The organism is Paenibacillus ihuae (assembly GCF_001368795.1).
GTDB classification, from domain to species: Bacteria; Bacillota; Bacilli; order Paenibacillales; family Paenibacillaceae; genus Paenibacillus_AQ; species Paenibacillus_AQ ihuae.
Genome location: NZ_LN831198.1, coordinates 2,986,584 through 2,989,133, shown reverse-complemented (window position 1 = coordinate 2,989,133; position 2,550 = coordinate 2,986,584). Strand labels below are relative to the sequence as shown.

Annotated in this window: 3 protein-coding genes; 2 read left to right on the top strand and 1 reads right to left on the bottom strand. The window is 49.4% G+C overall.

Annotated features, from left to right (window positions below; translation table 11 throughout):
• The coding region (locus tag AQR02_RS31335) for a LamG domain-containing protein (protein WP_148449157.1) at positions 1-290 on the top strand (290 nt) is incomplete at its 5' end.
• 80 nt (positions 291-370) lie between these two features.
• Here the strand turns inward: AQR02_RS31335 and AQR02_RS13580 are convergent.
• A complete protein-coding gene (locus tag AQR02_RS13580) occupies positions 371-685 on the bottom strand; it encodes a winged helix-turn-helix transcriptional regulator (RefSeq protein WP_054940956.1) in 315 nt (104 codons plus the stop codon).
• A gap of 199 nt (positions 686-884) precedes the next feature.
• Here AQR02_RS13580 and zwf point away from each other — a divergent pair, with 199 nt between their 5' ends.
• Positions 885-2,423 carry a glucose-6-phosphate dehydrogenase gene (gene zwf, locus AQR02_RS13575; protein WP_054940955.1) on the top strand — a complete coding sequence of 513 codons (1,539 nt, stop codon included), beginning with the start codon at positions 885-887 and terminating at the stop codon, positions 2,421-2,423.
• Positions 2,424-2,550: the final 127 nt, after the last annotated feature.

Here is a 2,550-nt window from a genome sequence, read left to right as displayed (position 1 = left end):
CGAATGCGGCCTATCAGGCAAATGCCGGATTCAAAATCGCTGTAAATCAGTGGACACATGTTGTTTTTACAGTCCAAAATGGAACGGTCAAGCTGTACATCAACGGTGAACTGAAGTTCACGGGCGCCGACTTCCCTAATACCTTTACGAATAATAATGCGATCTTTACGTTGGGTGTGAATTACTGGGAGGATGCGCCTTACAAAGGCTTAATCGACGAGCTGAAGATCTACAACAATGTACTAACGCCGGAAAAAGTGCAGGCGGAATATCAGCAGTATGGTAAATAAGATTAACGGATAGAACGATGTAGCAAAATGAATGACCTAAAGCGGAGCCGCAGGCTCCGCTTTTTTTATGGTTAACGTCATCACAGCCACTTTACCGCCCAATCCTCAACATGGCAGAGCGCAGCTCCAAGCTCCTGCCCTTTTTGCGTGAGTGAATATTCCGTCCGGACCGGCCGGTCAGGGATGACTGTACGGCTTAGCAGGCCGCAGCCTTCAAGCTCCTTCAAGCGTTCATTCAGCATACGTTTGCTTAAATCCGGGATGATGGTATGCAGCTCACTGAACCGCTTAGGCCCTTCCATAAGCACATGAATGATCAGATTCACCCATTTCTTCCCGACGATATGATAAGCGTGCTCTACTTTGGCAAGTAAAGGTCTAATCTCCTGGGTCACTTTGCATCCACCCTTAGTAGTTATTAATAATATCCCACTAACTATAACATAGTGGTAAGTTCGTGAAAATAAGTACTTTTCGTAAATGTCGAAATGAGGTTGACGAATGGTTTTTACAGTCGTATGATGTGTTATATTAAAGTTTGCGAGTAATTATAAGTAACCTAATAAACATTAGATAATAACGGGAGGAATGAAAGTGGAATCATCAACTTTTGTGCTTTTTGGCGCTACCGGAGATTTGGCAAAACGCAAAATCTACCCGGCTTTATATAATTTGTTCGCAGATGGCAAGCTTTCCGGCCCTCTCTCCGTGATTGGACTTGGCAGAAGAGAGCTCAGTAATGAAACGTTCCAGGCCCAAGTGCTGGATTCGCTGCGCACCTTTTCCCGCCGTCCGGTAAAAGAGACAGCCGGGCTGCAGAATTTTCTGCGGGCCTTTGAATATAGCGTGCTGGATGTGGGACGTCCGGAGGATTATACCAAGCTGCTGGGTCATGTACGCCGCCGTGAAGAAGAGCTGAATATCTCCGGTAACCGGATGTTTTATCTGTCGGTCGGCCCTGAATTCTTCGGTCCGATTGCCGGCAATATCCAAGCTAGCGGTCTTGGTGACACAACCGGCTGGAAACGCCTGATCATCGAGAAGCCTTTCGGCAGAGATTTGCAGTCGGCGCGGGAGCTGAACAACAGCCTGAATGCGGCCTTTAAGGAAGAAGAAATTTTCCGGATTGATCACTTCCTCGGCAAGCCGATGGTGCAGAACCTGGAAGTCTTGAAGTATTCAAACCCTGTGCTCCGGGCATTATGGCAAAACCGTTATATCGCGAATGTTCAGATTACGGCTGCTGAGACTGTCGGTGTGGAAGAGCGGGCAGGCTATTATGACAAGGCGGGTGCGCTGCGCGACATGTTCCAGAACCATATGCTGCAGCTCCTGATGATGATGGCCATGCAGCTTCCTAAAGGCAGCACACCTGAGGATGTCCGCAGCAAGAAGCGGTATGTGATCCAGTCCTTACGTCCGCTGCTGAAGGAAGAGGTCACTCAGCATGTGGTGCGCGGACAATATGGCGCTGGAGAGATTAAAGGTAACAAGGTCCCTGCCTATACAGCCGAACCGGGTATTGAAGCTTCCTCGCAGAATGAGACTTACATCGCCGCCCGCCTGTGGATTGATGATCCGATGTGGAATGAAGTACCTTTTTATATCCGCACCGGCAAACGCATGAAAGAGAAATCGACCCGGATCGTTATAGAATTCAAGGAACCGTTTAATGATTTCCATAACAAAAACAGAGGGGAGGTCCCGCTGGACCCGAACCTGCTGGTAATCGAAATCGGGCCGGGCGAAGGCATTTCACTGCAGCTCAATACCAAAAACCCGCGCCAGCACGGCCAGCTTGAGCCGGTCAGCATCAAACATGATTCGGCCAATCCGGATCTGCCGGAAGCCTATGAGAATCTGATCTATGATGCGCTGCTCGGGGATGCGACTTTCTTCGCCCATTGGGATGAAGTGGAGCTGTCCTGGCAATGGGTTCAGCCGATTATCGAGGCAACGGAAGAAGGAACGCTGCCGCTTCATACGTATGCTTCGGGTTCTTATGGACCGGATGCGGCAGATGAGCTGCTTGGAGAGGACCACTGGTGGCTCGATGAGGTAATGCCTGCGGAGCTGCCCAAGCCGAATAGCTTACGCGGATTTGAAGCGGATGTTATCCGGCCCGGAGCGTAACTTGTACCCTTTGTACTCTTAACACTTGCCTATACAAATACAATTCGGAGGGATATGTAATGAAAGTTGGATTGATCGGATTAGGAAAAATGGGCTTCAATCTGGGCCAGAACCTGCTGGAGCATGG